Origin of the sequence: Nocardia anocheti, from assembly GCF_029675105.1 — a bacterium.
Classification (GTDB): domain Bacteria; phylum Actinomycetota; class Actinomycetes; order Mycobacteriales; family Mycobacteriaceae; genus Nocardia.
Window position 1 is genome coordinate 206,434 of the sequence record NZ_JAQQFV010000002.1, and the last position, 16,721, is coordinate 223,154.

Genomic DNA, 16,721 nt, shown 5'->3' on the forward strand with positions numbered 1-16,721 from the left:
CGCTATTTGAGCAGCCGCGACATCCGCCGGTCGGCGAGCACTTTGCCGCCGGTCTGGCAGGTCGGGCAGTACTGGAAGGACCGCTCCGCGTAGGACACCTCACGCACGATGTCCCCGCACACCGGACACTTCTCGCCGGTGCGCGCGTGCACCCGCATGCCGGAGCGTTTCTCGCCCTTCAACCGGGCCGCGTCCTGGCCCGTCGAACGCTCCACCGCGTCCAGCAGCACGGCGCGCATGGCGGTGTAGAGCTGGGAAACCTTCTCGGCGGGCAGGGTTTTCGTATTGGCGAAGGGCGAGAGTTTGGCGGTGTGCAGGATCTCGTCGGAGTAGGCGTTGCCGATCCCGGCCAGCAGGGTCTGGTCGACCAGCGCGGTCTTGAGTCGCTGCGAAGTGTTCGCCAGCAGCGCAGCGAACTCGTCCTCGGTGACGGCCAGCGCGTCCGGCCCCAGCCGCGCGATGCCCGGCACCAGCAGCGGGTCCTCGACGACATACACCGCCAGCCGCTTCTTCGTCCCCGCCTCGGTCAGGTCGATCGCCGGGGTCGCGCCCTCGGGCGTGAAGAAATGCACCCGCAGCGCCAGCGGCGACTTCCCGCCCGGCTTGGGTGGCAGCGGATTGGGCTCGTCGACCCACCGCAGCCAGCCACCGCGCGAGAGATGCGTGATCAGCCAGAGCCCACCGCAGTCCATCCCGAGGAACTTGCCCCACCGCCCGGCCCCGGTGACATCCCGTCCGGACAGCGCCGTCACCGGCGGATCGAAGGTCTTCACCGCGCTCAGCGCGGCCACGTCCACCCGCCCGACCACCGCACCGACGGCATGGTCGCGCAGGAACTGCGCTAACGCCTCTACCTCGGGAAGCTCGGGCACGGACGCCAGTTTAGCGAGCTACGGCTCCGCGTGACGGGCACGCAACAGGTAGATGTCCATGATCCAGCCCTTGGCCGCGCGCAGTTGCGCGCGCCGGGTGACGATCTCCTGCTCGACCTCGCGCAACGGTCCCTCGATCAGGGTCTCGTCGGGCATGCCCAGGTAGGCGCCCCACCAGATGTGCGTGTCGTCGCCGGGGACCTCGGTGAACGAGCAGTCGCCGTCGAGCATCACCACCGTCGACCCGGTACCCAGGCCCTCCTCGCGCAGCCGCCGCCCGGTGGTGACGTGCACCGGCTCACCGATGCGGTGCAGCACCATCCGGTGGCGCGCGGCCAGCGCGGCCACGCTGGTCACGCCCGGGATCACCGTGTAGTCGAAGCTGCTGTGCCCGCGCGCCAGCACGTGCTCGACCATCCGCAGGGTGCTGTCGTAGAGCGCCGGGTCACCCCACACCAGGATCGCGCCGGTCCCCTCGACCTGGTCGAAGGCGGCTTCGAGCAGTTCGGCGCGCCGCTCGTGCCACTCCCGCACCACCCCGGCGTAGTCCTCGGGCGCGCGTTCGCGCGGCGGATCGGCGATCTCGATGACGCGCGGCACCCCGTCGACGTGTTCGGCCAGGATGGCCGTGCGCACCTCGACCAGTTCCCGCTTCTGATCACCCTTGCCGATCACGAAGAACGCCTCGGCCCGTCGCATGGCCTTGACCGCCTGCATCGTCACCTGGTCGGGGTCGCCCGCACCGATGCCGATCACGTAGAGCTCGCGCATACGCGGAGAGCTTGCCAGGTCGCCGGGCACGTAGACTCGGCAGCCGTGGCGACCCCTGATACGCAGTACGAGGATCTGCTCCGGCACGTGCTGGCCGAGGGCACTCCCAAAGCCGATCGCACCGGGACCGGCACCCGCAGCATCTTCGGCCATCAGCTGCGCTACGACCTGTCCACGAGCTTCCCGCTGATCACCACCAAGCGCGTGCACATGAAGTCCATCGCCTACGAACTGCTGTGGTTCCTGCGCGGTGACTCGAACGTGTCCTGGCTGCGCGAGCACGGCGTGACCATCTGGGACGAATGGGCCGACGCCGACGGCGAGCTGGGCCCGGTCTACGGCGTGCAGTGGCGGTCCTGGCCCACCCCCGACGGCACCCACATCGACCAGATCTCCCAGGTCCTGCACACCCTGCGCACCGATCCCGATTCGCGACGGATGATCGTCTCGGCGTGGAATGTCGCCGATCTGGACAAGATGGCGCTGGCCCCCTGCCACGCGTTCTTCCAGTTCTACGTGGCCGACGGCAAGCTGTCGTGCCAGCTCTACCAGCGCAGCGCCGATCTGTTCCTCGGCGTGCCGTTCAACATCGCCAGCTACGCCCTGCTCACCCTGATGGTGGCCCAGCAGACCGAGCTCGAGCCCGGCGAGTTCATCTGGTCCGGCGGTGACGTCCACATCTACGACAACCACGTCGACCAGGTGCGCGAACAGCTCACCCGCGAGCCGTACCCGTTCCCCCAGCTGCGCCTGCGCCCGGCGACCAGCCTGTTCGACTACACCTACGAGGACATCGAACTGTCCGAGTACCGCCACCATCCGCCGATCAAGGCCCCGGTGGCGGTGTGAGCCGTGCCATCGGCCTCATCTGGGCCCAGGCCGACAACGGCGTGATCGGTGTCGACAACACCATCCCGTGGCGCGTCCCCGAGGACATGGCCGCGTTCAAGAACACCACCATGGGTCACCCGGTGATCATGGGCCGCCGCACCTGGGACTCGCTGCCCCCGGCTTACCGCCCGCTGAGCGGCCGCCGCAACATCGTGGTGACCCGCCAGCCCGACTGGTCGGCCGAGGGCGCGCAACGCGCGAGCTCGCTCGAGGACGCGCTGACCCTGGCGGGCGCGGCCGACACCTGGGTCGCCGGTGGCGGCGAGATCTACCGCGCCGCACTCCCGTTCGCGACACGACTGCAGGTCACCGAGATCGATACCACCGTCGCGGGCGACGCCTTCGCCCCCGAGATCGGCCCGGAATGGCACGCCGAGGACACCCCGTGGCTGGTGTCGAAAACCGGCCTGCGCTATCGCATTCGTCACTACACCCGCGGCTGACAACATCGGGCTAACGGTCCGAGCAAAACGGCCGACGCGACGCGGCGTCTCGGGCATACTCCTCGATACCAGCCCGCGAGAAGCCTGCGAAAGGCGCTTTGCCATGGACAAGAAATCGCTGACCGCGGTGGCCCGCCAGCAATTGAAGCTGGCCGCCACCTCGACGAGTGGCCGGAGTTCGCAGACCGTCATCGGCGGTCACACCCACGCCCTGCGCCAGACCGTGGTCGCCCTCACCGAGGGCCAGAGCCTGGCCGAGCACGACAATGCGGGCGATGTCACGATCCAGGTCCTCTCCGGCACCCTGGTGCTCATCGCGGGCACCGACGAGTGGAAGGGCTCGGCGGGCGATCTGCTGGTCGTGCCGCGTGCCCGGCACAGCGTCAAGGCCATCGACAACGTCGCGTTCCTGCTGACCGTCGCCAAGTAGCGGTGCCCGGAATCGGCTGACACACCCGGGCACTGACCGAAGGTGTCGGTAGCGGCCCGTACGCTGGACGCCATGGGTGAGCCACAACCGGTACTCGATCCTCTCTCGCCTGCCGCGATCTTCCTCGTCGTCACCATCGACGAGGGCGGTGAGGCCACCGTTCGCGACCTGCTGTCGGATATTTCCGGTTTGCGCCGTTCGGTCGGTTTCCGCGTGCCCGGCGAGGGATTGGCCTGCATCACCTCGATCGGCTCGGCGGCCTGGGACCGCCTGTTCACCGGACCCAAACCCGTTGAGCTGCACGAGTTCCCCGGCTACAACGGCCCGATCCACAGCGCTCCCGCCACGCCTGGCGACCTACTGTTCCACATCAAAGCCGAGACCCAGGGCGCCTGTTTCGAACTGGCCATGGTGATCGGCGCGCGGCTGCAGGGCGCGGCCACCGTCGTCGACGAGACCGTCGGCTTCCGCTACTTCGAGCAGCGCGACCTGCTCGGTTTCGTCGACGGCACCGAGAATCCCGAGGGCAAGGCGGCGGCCGAGGCCGTCCTGATCGGCGCCGAGGACCCGGCCTTCACCGGGGGCAGCTACGTCATCGTGCAGAAGTACACCCACCCGCTCGACCAGTGGAACGCGCTGAGCATCGAGGAGCAGGAGCGGGTGATCGGGCGCACCAAGCTGGGCGACTACGAACTGCCCGACGACGTCAAACCCCCCAACTCGCACGTCGCGGTGAACACCCTGGTCGACCCCGACGGCACCGAACGCCAGATCATGCGCGCCAACATGCCCTTCGGCACCATCGGCAGCGGCGAGTTCGGCACCTACTACATCGCCTACGCGGCCACGCCCAGCGTCACCGAGCGCATGCTCGAGCGCATGTTCCTCGGCACCGAGGACGCGGCCTACGACCGCATCCTCGACTTCTCCTTCGCCGTCACCGGTACCTCGTTCTTCACCCCCACCGTCGATTTCCTCGACGACCTGCCCGACGCACCCGAGTCCGTCGCCACCGAACCGGCCAGCGACGCGCTGGCCGAATTCGTCCCGGTGGAACAGGCCAACGCCGCCGCCGCGGCGGTACCCAACGGTTCACTCGGCATCGGCTCGATGAAAAGGAGTAACTGAATGAACAACCTGCATCGCGAACTCGCGCCGATCAGCGGCGAGGCGTGGGAGGCCATCGAGGAGGAGGCCACCCGCACCTTCAAGCGGCACATCGCCGGTCGCCGCGTGGTCGACGTCTCCGGCCCGCACGGCACCGCGTACTCCTCGGTCGGCCTCGGCCGCACCGCGCCGATCTCGGCACCGGGCGACGGCGTGCAGGCCAGGCAGCGGCTGGTCGCGCCGCTGGTCGAGCTGCGGGTGCCGTTCACGCTGTCGCGCCAGGAACTCGACGACATCGAGCGCGGCGCGCAGGACGCCGACCTGGACCCGGTGAAGGACGCCGCCAAGAAGATCGCCTTCGCCGAGGACCGCGCCATCTTCGAGGGCTACGCGGCCGCCCAGATCACCGGCATCAGGGCCGCGGCCTCGAATGCCTCGATCGCGGTGCCCAGCGATGTGCTGGCCACCCCGGAGGCCATCGCGCAGGCGCTCACCGAGCTGCGCCTGGCCGGTGTCGACGGCCCGTACTCGGTGCTGCTCAGCGCCGACCTGTACACCGAGGTCAGCGAGACCTCCGACCACGGTCACCCGGTGCGCACCCACATCGAGCGGCTGCTGCCCTCCGGCGAGATCATCTGGGCTCCGGCCATCGACGGTGCCTTCGTGCTCACCACCCGTGGCGGCGACTTCGATCTGCGGATCGGCCAGGACCTGTCCATCGGCTACCTGTCCCACGACGCCGAGACCGTGCAGCTGTACTTCCAGGAAAGCCTCACCTTCCTGGTCAACACCGCCGAGGCGGCGGTCGCGCTCGACGCCTGAGTCCGGCCCGTGACCGGGCGGCCCGCTTCTGCCAGAATCGGGTCGGCCCGGTCGTAGGCGGAACCGGCCACGAGGGAGGTCGCATGTCTGCGGTACGTGCCGGTGTCGTTCCGGCGGGGCGAAGCCTGCTCTACTGCGCGATCGGCGCGCTGGTCGCCACCGGTGTCGTCGGGTTGTGTCTGGCGATGTTCGGCGTGAACCGGATCTTCGCGTGGATCCTGCTCGGTGTCGCGGCGGGTATCGGCGTGGGCGCGGCGCTGTTCACGCGCGATGTCGTGGAGCTGACCGAGCACTCGATCTCGGTCCGCGCCCCGTTCCGCGCGGCGACCGTGCCGTGGGATCGCGTCGTCGGCGGCCGCTTCACCCTCGACGAGCACGCCCGCTGGGCCCTGGCGCTCGACCTCAACGGCGGATCGAGCGACGAACTCGTCCTGCTGTCGATCCCGCCGGTCCTCGGACCGGTCTCGGGCGCCTACGACATGCGCAAGCGCGAACAGGTCACCGAGATCCGGGAGTTGCTGCGCGCCAAGCGCGTTCCCATCACCGTGCTGCCCGAGATCGCGGAAGCCCTGAGCGAGCACTGGCAGATCGCCCCGCCGACCGCCCGCTGACCACGCCCGAGGTTCAGTCCGCCGCGATCTCGCCGACGCGCGCGAGCAACGCCTCGGCGGCCGCCCGCACCGGCGCGGGGTCACCGTCGTAACCGACGATGCGCGCGATCGCGTCCGGGATGACGTATTCCGTCTCGGGCCCGGCCACCCCCTCATCCGACCGGATGCCGATCACGGTCTCCACCAGTCGGAACGGCAGAATCCGCGCGTCGTCGCCGACCCGCGCCGCCGTCGCGGCGGCGACCGCCAGCCGCTCGTAGTGCGCCCGCAGTTCGTCGCGCCGCCGCCGGAATTCTCCGAAGCGCTCGGTGCGCAGCTCCGGCAGCAGGTACAGCGCGCCGAGATTCCAACGCGCGGTGCGTAACTGACGCACGTCGAACAGCGCCAGCGCGTAGAGCTCGGTCACGGCGTCCTCGGGCTCGTCCCGCATCCGCTCGGCCAATTCCACCGGGCCCGCGATGGTCTCGGCCAGCAGCGCGTCGAGAATGTCGTCCTTGGCCGCGAAATGGTGATACAGCGACGCCTGCCGGATGCCGACCGCGTCGGCCACCGCGCGGGTGGAGGTATTGGCGTAGCCCTGCGTGGTGAACAGTTCCGCCGCCGCGTCGAGGATCTCCGCGCGCGGCGTGGTCCCCTGCCTGCGCCGCTGTGCCAGCCGGGGACGCCCGGGACCGAGGTTTGCCACCGATCGATTCTGTCATCGGTCCGAATGGCGGCCACGGCGGGCACCTCACCAGCGCCGATGACGCGCGGTCGAATTCCTGTCATTCGACAGAAACCTGGGCAACGCAGAAGTAACCGGGAGCCCCATAGTCGATACACGCACGACACCGTTCGAGCGATCACGCGCGCAAAACTATCGACTGATAGATATTTGGCCGCACCGCCGAAGGACACCGACATGGCCACGACTCTCGATTCCCCCGCCGTCCCGCCCGGAACCGGCCGCGACAGCGCCGATCTCGCCCGCTTCGGCTACGAGCCCGTGCTGCACCGCAAGCTGGGCCGCTACGCCTCCTTCGCGGCGGGCTTCTCGTTCGTCTCGATTCTCACCACGATCTTCCAGTTCTTCGGCTTCGGCTACGGCTTCGGCGGCGCCGCGTTCTTCTGGACCTGGCCGCTGGTCTTCGCCGGTCAGTTCCTGGTCGCCCTGAACTTCGCCGAACTCGCCGCCCGGTACCCGATCTCGGGCTGTATCTACCAGTGGTCGCGGCGCCTGGCCGGTGGCCTGGTCGGCTGGTTCGCGGGCTGGATGATGGTGATCGCGCAGGTCGTCACCGCCGCAGCGGCCGCGATCGCGTTGCAGGTGGTGCTGCCCTCGATCTGGAGCGGATTCCAGATCATCGGCACCGACACCGCGCTCACCTCCCGCGACGGCGCCATGAACGCGGTGCTGCTGGGCAGTGTGCTGCTGGTGCTCACCACCACGATCAATGTGATCGGCATCGACCTGATGGCCAGGATCAACTCCATCGGCGTCACCATCGAGATCGTCGGCGTGCTCGCGATCATCGCGCTGTTCTTCACCGGCGCCGAACGCGGGCCCGATGTGGTGCTGCACACCGATCAGGCCGCGCCGGGCCCCTACTGGGCCGCGTTCCTGGTCTCGGGTCTGATGGCCGCGTACGTGATGGTCGGATTCGATTCCGCCGGTGAGCTTTCCGAGGAGACCAAGAACCCGCGCCGGGTGGCGCCGCGCACCATCCTGCTGGCGCTGTCGATGTCGGCGCTGGGTGGCGGGCTCATGCTGATCGGCGCGCTCATGGCGGCACCGAGCCTGTCCGACGGCGAATTGACCTCGGGTGGACTGGCTTACGTCATCACCGCGAAGCTGAACAGCCCCGCTGGCTCGGTACTGCTCGGGTGTGTCGCGGTCGCGGTGATCGTGTGCACGCTGGCCATCCAGACCGCCGGATCGCGCCTGATGTTCTCCATGGCCCGCGACGGCAAACTGCCGTTCTCCCAGGCACTCTCGACCGTGCACCCGCGTTTCGGCACGCCCGTCTGGCCCGCCGTGGTGATCGGCGCGCTCGGCATCGGCCTGCTGGTGCTGAACCTGGGCAACCCCGCCATCTTCGCCACCCTGGCCAGCGTGTGCATCGTCAGCCTGTATGTGGCGTATCTGCTGGTGACGGTGCCGCTGCTGGTGCGCCGGATCAAGGGCCTGCCCGCCGTGGACGACCCGTCGCTGTTCACCCTGGGCCGCTGGGGCGTCCCGATCAACGCGCTCGCGGTGGTCTGGGGCGTCGCCATGGTGGTCAACCTGGCCTGGCCGCGCCCGGAGGTCTACACCCCGGAGGGCGGCAGCTGGTGGCAGCTGTGGGCCGGACCGCTGTCGGTGCTGGTCATCCTCGGCACCGGCGCGGTCGTCTACCGCTTCGTCGTGGCTGCCTCCGACCCGGCACCCACCATCGAGCCCGCCCCCGCGTAGCCGGGGCACGACCGCACGAAGAGACCGGGGCGGCGCGCGCACCATCACCATCGCCCCGGTCCACCGGTATCAGGGGGCTTCCCCCCAGCCCATCGACCCCATCGAGCGCGAGCAGCGTTGTTCGCCGAGGAGATCGCGATGACCAGTACCCAGTCCACCGAGGGCGCCCGCGCCCACGCGCGTGCCCAGGCCGCCGCGGCCGTCCTCGCGCAGCCCGATCTCCCCGCCGGAGTCGATCCGGACGCGATCGTCTTCGCCCAGCGCGTTCCCTCCGGCGGCTACACCACCGTCGTGCTGGGGCGCGGCACCCGGGTCCGGCTGGCCGACCCGTCCGGCACCACCTGCGCGCACCTGTTGCTGCTGCGCGCCGAGGCCCCGTGGGAGCGGCTCAATGTCGCCGACACGGTGAAGGTGCCGTGGCAGGCGTATCTGAGCGCGGGCCATCCCCTGCTCTCGGATCAGGGCCGCGTGCTGGCCACCGTGCTCGCCGATTCCTCCGGCCAGCACGACACGCTCTGCGGCCCGAGCGCCGAAGGTCGCCACCAGTTGCACCTGGCCGGTGCCAAGCACGGGCTGGAACCCCGCGATGTCGGCCCGTCGATCTCGCTGTTCCGCGGCGTCCGGGTCGAGGCCGACGGCGCTCTCGTCGCGACCGGCAACGCGCACCCGGGCGCCACCGTCGACCTGCTCATCCACCTCCCGGTGACGCTGCTGGTCGCCACCGCCGCCCATCCCCTCGATGACAGCCCCACCGGCGACCTCGACGTGGTGGCCTGGCCCGCCCCCGCCGACCTGGCCACCCTGCCCAACGACGACCCGGAATACCGCCGGGCCGTGGACAACACCGAAGCCGCCTGGGCGGCCGCGCTGAACCAGGAGGTGTCGGCATGACCGCCGCGACCCGCACCGTCGTCCTCGACGAGACCGTGCCCGCGCAGGCCCCGTGGTCGGCGATCGTCCGGGCGGGCGACCAGCTCGAGATCATCGACCTGCACGGCAACCAGGCCGTCGACTGCCTGCTCTACTCCGCCGCCGACCGCACCGACCGCTACAGTGCCCAGGCCACCGTCGCCGCCCAGCGCAATATCTTCCTGACCACCGGCAGCGTGCTGCTCACCGAGGCGGGCACCCCGCTGATGACCGTGCTGGCCGACGAGGTCGGCAATCACGACACCATCGCGGGCGCCTGCTCGCAGGAATCCAACACCCTGCGCTACGGCCACCACACCCGCCACCAGCACGCCTGCGTCGAGAACTTCCTCACCGCCGCCCTCGAGTGGGGCCTGGGCAAACGCGACCTGGTGTCGAACATCAACTGGTTCATGAACGTCCCGGTCGAGGCCGACGGCACCCTCGGCATCGTCGACGGGCTCTCGGCCCCCGGCAAGAAGGTCGTCCTCCGCGCCGAGATCGACACCCTGGTCCTGGTCTCCAACTGCCCCCAGATCAACAATCCCTGCAACGGTTTCGACCCCACGCCCGTGCGCATGGTGGTGACCCGATGAGCCCCGTCACCACCGAGGCGCCCAGGGTCGACCTGTCCGAGATCGACACCGCACCGGCCGTGCGGTGCGTCGAGGTGGTGCGGCCCGGGATGCAGACCACCGTGCAGGACTGGCCGGGCCGAATCGGCTACTGGCACATCGGTGTTCCACCGTCAGGCCCCATGGATGACCTGTCGTTCCGCCTCGGCAACCGCGTCCTAGGCAACCCCGAAGGCGCCGCCGGACTCGAGTGCACCCTCGGCGGCCCCGCCCTGCGGTTCGCCGAGCCGACCTGGGTGTGTGTGACCGGCGCCGTCGCCGACGTGCGCGTCGACGGGCGGCCGGTCGAACAGTGGCGCAACGTCGAGGTCCCGGCCGGTGGCCTGCTCGACGTGGGCGCCATCCGCGGCCCCGGCATGCGCGCCTACATCCTGATCTCCGGCGGCATCGAGGTCGAGCGATTCCTCGGCAGCGCTGCCACTTTCACCCTGGGCAAGTTCGGCGGCGGCACCGGCGCCGCCCTGCGCGCCGACGACACCCTGCCCCTCGGCCAGCCCGTCTCCCGCCTGGCCCCCGCCGTCCCCATGTCCGACATCCCCGCCTTCGGTCGCCGCTGGGAACTGGCCGTCACCGAGGGTCCGCACGGCGCGCCGGAGTTCTTCACCCGCAACGACTTCGACACCATCCTCGGCACCGACTACGAGGTGCACTTCAACTCCGATCGCACCGGTGTGCGCCTGATCGGCCCCAAGCCGGAGTGGGCCCGCACCGACGGCGGCGAGGCAGGGCTGCACCCGTCGAACATCCACGACAACGCCTATACGATCGGCGCGCTCGACTTCACCGGCGACACCCCGATCCTGCTCGGCCCCGACGGCCCGAGCCTGGGCGGCTTCGTCTGCCCGGTCACCGTCGTCGCCGCCGACCGCTGGAAGCTCGGCCAACTCGCCCCCGGCGACACCGTGCGCTTCGTGGCCGTCCGCGCCGAACAGGCCGCGCCCGCGCGCGAACTCGGCCCCGCCCGGCGCGCCTCGCTCGGCACCGTCCTCTCGGCGGGCCGCGACGGGGACGACGGCATCCTGCGCCGCACCGAGGTCGACGACGAGACCCGCGTGACCTACCGCCGCCAGGGTGACGACGGCGTCCTGGTCGAATACGGCACCCTCACCCTCGATCTCGGGCTGCGGGCCCGCGTCCACGCCCTGCACCAGCACCTCGTCGCGGTCCGTCCGCGCGGCGTCATCGAACTCACCCCGGGCATCCGCTCCCTGCAGATCCGCGTCGACCCTGCCGTCCTGCCCATCCCCCGGCTGCTCGACCTGCTCACCGAGGCCGAAACGCTGCTGCCCGACTCCGATCAACTGGTGGTGCCGAGCCGAACCGTCCACCTGCCGCTGTCCTGGGACGACCCGTCGACCCGCGAGGCCATCACCCGCTACATGCACGGCGTGCGCGCCGACGCCCCCTGGTGCCCGTGGAACATCGAGTTCATCCGCCGGATGAACGGCCTGACCTCGGTCGATGACGTCTACCGCACCGTCTTCGACGCCGAATACCTCGTCCTCGGGCTGGGTGATGTGTACCTGGGCGCCCCGGTGGCCACGCCCACCGATCCCCGACACCGCCTGGTCACCACCAAATACAACCCCGCCCGCACCTGGACCCCCGAGAACGCCGTCGGCATCGGCGGCGCCTACCTGTGCATCTACGGCATGGAGGGCCCCGGCGGCTACCAGTTCGTCGGCCGCACCACCCAGGTCTGGAACCACCGCGCCCGCCCCACCGGCACCGCGGGCCCCGGCGTCGACCACTTCGCCACCGAAACCCCATGGCTGCTGCGCTATTTCGACCGCATCCGCTGGTATCCCGTCGAGCCCGACGAATTGCTCGATCTGCGCGCGGATTTCGCCGCGGGCAAGGTGGACGTCACCGTGGCCGACGGCGAGTTCCGCCTGGCCGACTATCGCCGCTTCCTCGCCGACAACGCCACCGACATCGCGGATTTCCGCGCCGTGCAGGCCGAAGCCTTCGCCGCCGAACGTCAATCCTGGCGCACTGCGGGCGAACTCGCCGACTGAAGCCTGGACGAGCGGCGTCAGCCGTCCTCGGCGGCGAGCGCGTCGGCGAGCGCCGTCGCCGCCGGATTCGTGGCATCGCGAATGACGCGCAACCCGGTGACCAGGCCCTCGAGCTGCTCCGGCGTCAGCAATCCGGTCAGCCAGCGGTCCAGCGCGGCCAGATAGTCCGGCAGCACCTGTTCGAGGCGACGGACCCCGTCCTCGGTGAGTGCCGCGTGGGCGCTGCGCCGATCGGCGGGGTCGAGCTGCCGCTCCACCAGCCCGGCCCTGGCCAGCCGGTCGACGAGCCTGGTCACCCCACTGGTGGACAGCTCGGTCTGCGCCGCCAGATCCGACATCCGCAGCCGACGGCCCGCCGACCTGCTCAGCCGCATGAGCGCGTTGAGATCGAGACCGGACAGGCCGTGCGCGTGCCAGGTGGGTTCGAGTTTCGCAAGGAGGCCACTGTTCGCCTCGAAGAGCAGACCGGCGCTGGTCAACCGGGGATCGTCGAACAGTTCTTGCGCGGACATGTCACCACCCTAGCCGATATTTGCCATGCGGATAGTTGACGCGAGGAATATCTACGAGTAGACCTATGTCTACGCAATATTCCTCGCAGCAACTATTGGAGTGATCATGCAGCACAACACCTGGGTCGCCGGTTTCCGCACCGGCGTGATCAGCCCGTACGAGCAGATCAAGCTCGCCGAATCACGGGGGTTCGCCGACGAGACCGTCCGCCAGATCCTGCACCTGGCCGGTGGCGGCGACGCGGTGCGCGTACGGCTGACCAACCGCTACGGCACCACCCCGCTGACGATCGGCGCCGCGCGGGTCGCCCGCCGCAAGACCGGGTCGGCGATCGTCGCCGATACGGCACGAGAGGTGCGCTTCGACGGCGCGGCCAGCGCGGTGATCGCCCCCGGCGCGGAGCTGGTGAGCGATCCGATCGATCTTCCGGTCGACGCGGGTACGGACCTGATGCTGAGCCTGTACCTGCCAGAACCCACCGGCCCGGCGACCTTCTCGCATCAGCCGGGCGAGATCACCTATGTACCCACCGGAGACCGCACCGCCGACACAGAACTCACTGCGGCACAAGAGGTTCCGGCGCGATTCTTCGTCACCGGGATCGACGTCCTCGCACCCGCCGACACCCCGGTGGCCGTGGCCCTGGGCGACTCGTGGTTCGAGGGTTTCGGCACCACACCGAGTACCAATCGCCGGTCGATCGACGCGCTCAATGCCCGCCTCGACCACGGCTGGGTGGTCAACAACGGCATCTCCGGCAACCGCCTCACCGCCGAGGAGATCGGCGAATCCGGCCTCGCCCGAGCGGATTCCGACGCGTTCACCGTCCCCGGCGTCACCGATGTGCTGCTGAACTTCGGTATCAACGATCTGATTCTCGGCGCCCAGGCCGGTCAGCCCCCGGCCACCGCCGAGGACCTGATCACCGCCTTCACCGACCTGGCGACCCGCGCCCACGCCGCCGGTCTGCGCGTCCACGCCGCCACCATCGGCCCGTACGCGGGCTGCGTCTACCCCGGCATGCCGCTGCTGGAAACCCAGCCGACGCGGACCGCCGTCAACGAATGGTTGCGTGCCACCGACGTTTTCGACTCGATCTTCGATGTCGATCGCGCGGTGGCCGATCCGGCCCGCCCCGACCATCTGCGCGCCGAGTTCGACAGCGGCGACGGCATGCACCTCAACGATGCCGGGGCCGCCGCGATGGCGGCGACGGTCGGCACCCTGTTCGGTCGCGCGCTCACCCGGTGACCGCGGCGACCGCCTCGATCTCGATGAGCGCGCCCTCGACCGCCAGGCCGGAGACGAACGCGAAGGTGATGGCGGGCGGATGCGGGGTGCGCTCCCAGGCGGCACCGAAGGCGGCGAAGCCCTCCTGCAAGCTCTCGCCCTCCTTGATGAGCAGGTTCCACTTGACCACGTCGGCGGGCTCGGCCCCGGCCGCCTCGAGGCAGGCCCGCAGGTTGACCAAGGTCTGCCGGACCTGCGAGGCGAGGTCGGGGCCGACGACCCGGCCGGTGGCGTCCACGCCGTTCTGGCCACCGATGTAGACCAGGTCGGCACCGGCGGGCACTCGCACCACCTGGGAGAACGCCGGGTTGCTGTGCAGGGTGTCGGGATTGATGTAAGTCGCGATTGCCATACGCATACCGTAACCAGTTAAACTGGTGTCATGCAAGAGCGAAAATCTCTCCCACCTGACGTGCGTCGTCGTTTCCGCACCGGTCGGCCCTGCCTGGACCTGGTACACACCGGCGGCGAGGGCGCGCTGGCGGTCTGGGAAATCGTGCACACCGCCGAGGACCTGGGCCGCTGGCTCGGCGTCATCCTGGAGATCCCCGACATCACCGCCGAGGACGCCGACCTCGCCGCTTTCCGCGTCCTGCGCACCGCGCTGTCCCGCGGCGCCTTCGGCCGGGCATCGGGAAACCCCCTGTCCCCCAGCGATATCGAGACGATCAACAACGCCGCGAGCGAGCCCCCGCTGATACCCCGGCTCGCCGCGGACCTGACGACCAGTTACCCGGCCCCCACCGCCGCAGCGGCGCTGTCGACCCTGGCCCGCGACGCGATCGACCTGTTCACCGGCCCCCTGGCCGATCGCATCCGCGTCTGCGCCTCCGAGAACTGCGGGCTGCTGTTCGTCGACGCCTCACGCCCCGGCCGCCGCAAATGGTGCTCGATGGACCGCTGCGGCAACCTCAGCAAGGTCGCCAAGTACCGCGAGTCACACAGCACCGACGCGGGCGCCTAGCAGCGTCGATTCAGAGTCCGTACTTGCGGACGAATTCCTCGGTGAGGTCGATGGCGGGCAGGCCGTGATCGGTCGCGCTGGTATCCACCGCGGTCTCCTCGATCAACCGCTCCGGCTCCGGCGGCAACTGCCGCCACTGCGCCCGCGGGTCCGCCTCGGCACCGTGCTGATCGCTCATGTCCCCTCCCCTTCTCCACTATCCAGAATACAGGACCGTCTTCCCCGAAGCATGTCCCCGCGCAAAGACTTCCACCGCCCGCGCGGCCTCTGCCAGCGGAAACCGGCGCTCGATGACCGGACGTACCTGCCCGCTCGCGACGAGGGAGGCCAGATACTCGAGATCGCTCGCGGCCGGTCGCATCAGCAGCGCCTTGATGGTCTGGCGCGTGCACAGGTCGGTGAGCGCTACCTGGGCGAGCCAGACGACGGGGCCTAGCCAGTTGTCGCCGGGTGCCGCCGCGGAGGAGATGAACACGCCGTCGGGCGTCAGCGCGCGACGGCACTGCCGCAGAGAGCGATTGCCCGCCAGGTCGAAGATCGCGTCGTAGGGCTCGTCGGTGTGGGTGAAATCGTCGGTGGTGTAGTCGATCACGACATCCGCGCCGATCTCGCGCACCATCGCGAGATGGCGGGTGCCGCACACCGCCGTCACGTGCGCGCCCAGCGCCTTCGCGATCTGCACCGCGAAAGTCCCGACGCCCCCGGATGCCCCGTTGACGAGCACCCGCTGCCCCGGCCGGATCTCACCGATATCGCGTAACCCCTGCAACGCCGTCATGCCCGAATCCGGAATCGCCGCAGCGTCTTCCATGCTCAGCCCGGTCGGAACGAGCGCGAAGGACTCCGCCGCCGCGCACACGTAGTCGGCGAAGCCACCGCTGGACACCTCCCCGAAAACCCGGTCACCGACCCGGAATTCGGTCACCGACGCGCCGGTCGCGACCACCTCGCCCGCCAGGCTCTGGCCGATCATCGGGCGCTTGGGCCCGCGCAGTCCGAAGCCGAGCCGGAGCAGGTAGGGGGTGCCGTTGAGCAGATGCAGATCCCCGCTGCACAGCGAGGCCGCTGCCACCTGGACCAGCACCTCGTGCGCGCCGGGCACCGGTCGCGGCACGCGTTCGGTACGCAACACCTCGCTGCCGCCGTATCGGGGCGCCACCCACGCGGTCATCGTCGCCGTCTCGACCTCGGTCATGCCTGCCCCATCTCTACTTACGGTGTAAGTCTCTACGGACAGACGGTACGCTTACGCCGTAAGTAGGTCAAGGACGACAGTCAGGAGCCGCGGTGGCCCCGCGTACCCCGCTCACCAGGGCACGAGTCCTGCGCGCGGCGATCGAACTCGCCGATCAGGAGGGGCTGGACGCGCTGTCGATGCGCAAGCTGGCCAAGGTCGTCGGTGTGGAGGCGATGTCGCTGTACAACCACGTCGCCAACAAGGACGACCTGCTCGACGGCCTCTGCGACCTTGTCGTCGCCGAGATGTACGTCCCCCGCGCCGACGGCGACTGGCGCGCCGAACTACGTCGCCGCGCGATCTCCGCGCACGAGGTCCTGCTGCGCCATCGCTGGGCCACCGGCCTGATCGGCTCCCGCGTCAATGTCGGCCCCGCCATGCTGCGCTACGTCGACGCCACCCTCGGCTGCCTGATCACCGCGGGCTTCACCTACGAACAGGCCGACCACGCCTGGAACGCCCTGGACAGCCACATCTACGGCTTCACCCTCCAAGCCATCAACTTCCCCCTCGACCCCGCCGACTACGCCTCGGCCGCAACCCGATTCCTCCCCCTCATCCCCCCGGACACCCACCCCCACATGCACACCCTCACCACCCTCGTCAGCACCGGCTCCCACTCCGGCACCGCCGACTTCACCTTCGGCCTCGACCTACTCCTCGACGGCCTCGCCCGCCTCCACTGACACCGCTACCGGGGAACCAGGTCACCGGGATCGAAGGTCACCTCGAACGGTGCGCTCGCCTACCAGGGATGGCCTGGTAGGCGAGCGGGGG

Annotated in this window: 20 protein-coding genes; 13 read left to right on the forward strand and 7 right to left on the reverse strand. The window is 69.7% G+C overall.

Annotated elements, in window-relative coordinates:
- Positions 1 to 2 precede the first annotated feature (2 nt).
- Together QC180_RS04990 and cobF are read right to left on the reverse strand one after the other, a co-directional pair.
- Positions 3 to 872, reverse strand: coding sequence for an Fpg/Nei family DNA glycosylase (locus tag QC180_RS04990; RefSeq protein ID WP_278261398.1), 870 nt, complete (start codon positions 870 to 872; stop codon positions 3 to 5).
- A gap of 18 nt (positions 873 to 890) precedes the next feature.
- Positions 891 to 1,643, reverse strand: a complete 753-nt coding sequence (cobF, locus tag QC180_RS04995; protein ID WP_278261399.1) for a precorrin-6A synthase (deacetylating) — start codon at positions 1,641 to 1,643, stop codon at positions 891 to 893.
- 45 nt (positions 1,644 to 1,688) lie between these two features.
- Between cobF and QC180_RS05000 the strand changes: the two genes are divergently transcribed.
- The 6 genes from QC180_RS05000 (at position 1,689) to QC180_RS05025 (ending at position 5,947) form a co-directional block, all read left to right on the forward strand.
- Positions 1,689 to 2,492 (forward strand): thymidylate synthase, encoded by an 804-nt coding sequence (locus QC180_RS05000; protein WP_278261400.1) that lies wholly within the window; start codon positions 1,689 to 1,691, stop codon positions 2,490 to 2,492.
- Complete coding sequence (locus tag QC180_RS05005) at positions 2,489 to 2,977, forward strand: dihydrofolate reductase (RefSeq protein ID WP_278261401.1); 489 nt, start codon at positions 2,489 to 2,491, stop codon at positions 2,975 to 2,977. The genes QC180_RS05000 and QC180_RS05005 overlap by 4 nt, the downstream gene beginning before the upstream one ends.
- A 103-nt stretch (positions 2,978 to 3,080) precedes the next feature.
- Entirely contained in the window at positions 3,081 to 3,407 is a 327-nt protein-coding gene (locus tag QC180_RS05010; protein WP_278261402.1) for a cupin domain-containing protein, read from the forward strand.
- Positions 3,408 to 3,479: 72 nt separating this feature from the next.
- Positions 3,480 to 4,535: a Dyp-type peroxidase gene (locus tag QC180_RS05015; protein ID WP_278261403.1), complete on the forward strand. Its 1,056-nt coding sequence runs from the start codon at positions 3,480 to 3,482 to the stop codon at positions 4,533 to 4,535.
- The gene (locus tag QC180_RS05020; protein WP_278261404.1) at positions 4,536 to 5,336 is read left to right on the forward strand and encodes a family 1 encapsulin nanocompartment shell protein; all 801 of its coding nucleotides are present in this window, start codon (positions 4,536 to 4,538) and stop codon (positions 5,334 to 5,336) included.
- Positions 5,337 to 5,419: 83 nt separating this feature from the next.
- A complete protein-coding gene (locus QC180_RS05025) occupies positions 5,420 to 5,947 on the forward strand; it encodes a hypothetical protein (RefSeq protein ID WP_278261405.1) in 528 nt (175 codons plus the stop codon).
- A 13-nt stretch (positions 5,948 to 5,960) separates the two neighbouring features.
- Here the strand turns inward: QC180_RS05025 and QC180_RS05030 are convergent, their stop codons facing one another.
- A complete protein-coding gene (locus QC180_RS05030; protein ID WP_278261406.1) occupies positions 5,961 to 6,632 on the reverse strand; it encodes a TetR/AcrR family transcriptional regulator in 672 nt (223 codons plus the stop codon).
- A gap of 216 nt (positions 6,633 to 6,848) precedes the next feature.
- Between QC180_RS05030 and QC180_RS05035 the strand changes: the two genes are divergently transcribed.
- From QC180_RS05035 to QC180_RS05050, 4 genes are all read left to right on the forward strand, one after another.
- The gene (locus QC180_RS05035; protein ID WP_278261407.1) at positions 6,849 to 8,378 is read left to right on the forward strand and encodes an amino acid permease; all 1,530 of its coding nucleotides are present in this window, start codon (positions 6,849 to 6,851) and stop codon (positions 8,376 to 8,378) included.
- A 138-nt stretch (positions 8,379 to 8,516) separates the two neighbouring features.
- Positions 8,517 to 9,269 (forward strand): DUF1989 domain-containing protein, encoded by a 753-nt coding sequence (locus tag QC180_RS05040; protein WP_278261408.1) that lies wholly within the window; start codon positions 8,517 to 8,519, stop codon positions 9,267 to 9,269.
- Positions 9,266 to 9,883, forward strand: a complete 618-nt coding sequence (locus tag QC180_RS05045; RefSeq protein ID WP_278261409.1) for an urea amidolyase associated protein UAAP2 — start codon at positions 9,266 to 9,268, stop codon at positions 9,881 to 9,883. The genes QC180_RS05040 and QC180_RS05045 overlap by 4 nt, the downstream gene beginning before the upstream one ends.
- A gap of 89 nt (positions 9,884 to 9,972) precedes the next feature.
- Positions 9,973 to 11,940, forward strand: coding sequence for a 5-oxoprolinase/urea amidolyase family protein (locus QC180_RS05050; protein ID WP_474646398.1), 1,968 nt, complete (start codon positions 9,973 to 9,975; stop codon positions 11,938 to 11,940).
- Between the two features lie 17 nt (positions 11,941 to 11,957).
- On the opposite strand, the gene QC180_RS05055 is transcribed toward QC180_RS05050, so the two are convergent.
- Positions 11,958 to 12,452 carry a MarR family winged helix-turn-helix transcriptional regulator gene (locus QC180_RS05055; RefSeq protein WP_278261411.1) on the reverse strand — a complete coding sequence of 165 codons (495 nt, stop codon included), beginning with the start codon at positions 12,450 to 12,452 and terminating at the stop codon, positions 11,958 to 11,960.
- Positions 12,453 to 12,558: 106 nt separating this feature from the next.
- Here QC180_RS05055 and QC180_RS05060 point away from each other — a divergent pair, with 106 nt between their 5' ends.
- Positions 12,559 to 13,704 carry a GDSL-type esterase/lipase family protein gene (locus QC180_RS05060; RefSeq protein WP_278261412.1) on the forward strand — a complete coding sequence of 382 codons (1,146 nt, stop codon included), beginning with the start codon at positions 12,559 to 12,561 and terminating at the stop codon, positions 13,702 to 13,704.
- Here the strand turns inward: QC180_RS05060 and QC180_RS05065 are convergent.
- Positions 13,694 to 14,095, reverse strand: coding sequence for a RidA family protein (locus QC180_RS05065; RefSeq protein WP_278261413.1), 402 nt, complete (start codon positions 14,093 to 14,095; stop codon positions 13,694 to 13,696). The genes QC180_RS05060 and QC180_RS05065 overlap by 11 nt on opposite strands.
- A gap of 30 nt (positions 14,096 to 14,125) precedes the next feature.
- Here QC180_RS05065 and QC180_RS05070 point away from each other — a divergent pair, with 30 nt between their 5' ends.
- Positions 14,126 to 14,707: a CGNR zinc finger domain-containing protein gene (locus QC180_RS05070; protein ID WP_278261414.1), complete on the forward strand. Its 582-nt coding sequence runs from the start codon at positions 14,126 to 14,128 to the stop codon at positions 14,705 to 14,707.
- Between the two features lie 10 nt (positions 14,708 to 14,717).
- On the opposite strand, the gene QC180_RS05075 is transcribed toward QC180_RS05070, so the two are convergent.
- A complete protein-coding gene (locus QC180_RS05075) occupies positions 14,718 to 14,885 on the reverse strand; it encodes a hypothetical protein (RefSeq protein ID WP_278261415.1) in 168 nt (55 codons plus the stop codon).
- A gap of 18 nt (positions 14,886 to 14,903) precedes the next feature.
- Positions 14,904 to 15,902, reverse strand: a complete 999-nt coding sequence (locus QC180_RS05080; protein ID WP_278261416.1) for an NAD(P)-dependent alcohol dehydrogenase — start codon at positions 15,900 to 15,902, stop codon at positions 14,904 to 14,906.
- 92 nt (positions 15,903 to 15,994) lie between these two features.
- Between QC180_RS05080 and QC180_RS05085 the strand changes: the two genes are divergently transcribed.
- The gene (locus tag QC180_RS05085) at positions 15,995 to 16,630 is read left to right on the forward strand and encodes a TetR/AcrR family transcriptional regulator C-terminal domain-containing protein (RefSeq protein WP_278261417.1); all 636 of its coding nucleotides are present in this window, start codon (positions 15,995 to 15,997) and stop codon (positions 16,628 to 16,630) included.
- The last annotated feature ends 91 nt before the right edge of the window (positions 16,631 to 16,721 follow it).

Bases quoted from the DNA above. Each gene is read 5' to 3' on its own strand.
- cobF (WP_278261399.1), bottom strand. From the start codon at position 1,643: ATGCGCGAGCTCTACGTGATCGGCATCGGTGCGGGCGACCCCGACCAG.
- QC180_RS05065 (WP_278261413.1), bottom strand. From the start codon at position 14,095: ATGGCAATCGCGACTTACATCAATCCCGACACCCTGCACAGCAACCCG.
- QC180_RS05075 (WP_278261415.1), bottom strand. From the start codon at position 14,885: ATGAGCGATCAGCACGGTGCCGAGGCGGACCCGCGGGCGCAGTGGCGG.
- QC180_RS05070 (WP_278261414.1), top strand. From the start codon at position 14,126: ATGCAAGAGCGAAAATCTCTCCCACCTGACGTGCGTCGTCGTTTCCGC.
- QC180_RS05025 (WP_278261405.1), top strand. From the start codon at position 5,420: ATGTCTGCGGTACGTGCCGGTGTCGTTCCGGCGGGGCGAAGCCTGCTC.
- QC180_RS05040 (WP_278261408.1), top strand. From the start codon at position 8,517: ATGACCAGTACCCAGTCCACCGAGGGCGCCCGCGCCCACGCGCGTGCC.
- QC180_RS05020 (WP_278261404.1), top strand. From the start codon at position 4,536: ATGAACAACCTGCATCGCGAACTCGCGCCGATCAGCGGCGAGGCGTGG.
- QC180_RS05045 (WP_278261409.1), top strand. From the start codon at position 9,266: ATGACCGCCGCGACCCGCACCGTCGTCCTCGACGAGACCGTGCCCGCG.
- QC180_RS05035 (WP_278261407.1), top strand. From the start codon at position 6,849: ATGGCCACGACTCTCGATTCCCCCGCCGTCCCGCCCGGAACCGGCCGC.
- QC180_RS05080 (WP_278261416.1), bottom strand. From the start codon at position 15,902: ATGACCGAGGTCGAGACGGCGACGATGACCGCGTGGGTGGCGCCCCGA.
- QC180_RS05050 (WP_474646398.1), top strand. From the start codon at position 9,973: ATGCAGACCACCGTGCAGGACTGGCCGGGCCGAATCGGCTACTGGCAC.
- QC180_RS05010 (WP_278261402.1), top strand. From the start codon at position 3,081: ATGGACAAGAAATCGCTGACCGCGGTGGCCCGCCAGCAATTGAAGCTG.
- QC180_RS05015 (WP_278261403.1), top strand. From the start codon at position 3,480: ATGGGTGAGCCACAACCGGTACTCGATCCTCTCTCGCCTGCCGCGATC.
- QC180_RS05060 (WP_278261412.1), top strand. From the start codon at position 12,559: ATGCAGCACAACACCTGGGTCGCCGGTTTCCGCACCGGCGTGATCAGC.
- QC180_RS05055 (WP_278261411.1), bottom strand. From the start codon at position 12,452: ATGTCCGCGCAAGAACTGTTCGACGATCCCCGGTTGACCAGCGCCGGT.